Source organism: Cupriavidus sp. 05N38 (assembly GCF_056397345.1).
In genome coordinates this window covers 1-1,014 of sequence record NZ_JBFTNF010000164.1, presented here as the reverse complement: position 1 = coordinate 1,014, position 1,014 = coordinate 1, and the positions used below count along the sequence as shown (strand labels likewise).

Sequence of the window (1,014 nt, the reverse complement as noted above, 5' to 3'; positions counted from 1 at the left end):
CAGATAAGCCGCAGTCAACCCACGATTTCCGTGCCTTCGGGCTTCGTCTGCATCGGACCAGTCGTACCTAGCGAGATAGATGCCAACTGCCGTAGCCAACGCCCCACCCCATATCTTGAGTCCACCAAGAAAGACCGTAGCGCCCACGCTCGTCGTACTGCCAGGGGCATACTGGCGTAGGACCACCTCGGTGCCGCAGGCCAACACTTCCAGACCTGCCGCGAAGGTTGTCATGGCGGCTGCGCTCAACTCCGCTTTTTCCTTTTCGTCCTTGGTGCCTTTGAGCCATTTATGGCTGAGCAGGGCGGCCTCGAACAGCAATAGCCACCCACTGGCGCGCACTTTGTAGAATTCACTGGAGCGGGCATCGACCAGTTCGGTGGCGAAGGCGAAGTTCACATTGCGCTTGACCTGAGCGCGCAAGAACTTGGGGTCGGCACTGCGCCCGATCGCCTGCAGCTCCTTGAGCCGCAGTTTGACGGCTTGCCTGCCGATGCCGGCGGCCAGTAACGAGCGGCTGAAACCGTGGACGAACCACTCCATGCCCTTGGGCGCGTGGCGCAATGTCTGACGCCCCAGGCTGGTGTACCAGGCGAGTGCGCCGCCGGCGAGCCGGGCATGGCCGGCCTTTTCCATTTCCTCGTACAGCCCGTTGGCCTTGTCGAACATGTCTCCCAGAGTCTTGGCCCGCTCCAGGCCTTTGCCGGTGTAGTCGTAGATATCGGCCTCGGTGACGGGCAGCGGGGCGGCTTTGGCCGCTTCCTTGGTGCGCTCCATCTCCGCGAGGATGTCGCTCTGGTTCAGCGCGAAGCCTCGCAGGGCAAGATTGGCGCGGTCGGTGGTGTTGCCCTCCCACCATGTCTGGATGATGTCGGCGGTAGCCTTGCAACCCTCCGCGCCCAGGACGCACAAGCCTGTCTGGCCGGAAAAGTGCCAGCCGTTCGACGGGTCCCGGTTGTCGTAGACATCCAGGGCCGCGAGCAACTGCTCGCTCTGCAGCCATTTGTGGTGGTC

The 1,014-nt window shown here is 62.8% G+C and carries 1 protein-coding gene; it reads right to left on the bottom strand.

The window, feature by feature from the left end:
* A partial coding sequence (locus AC1DK4_RS40685; RefSeq protein ID WP_477132269.1) for a hypothetical protein occupies window positions 1-1,014 on the bottom strand: 1,014 nt, incomplete at both ends.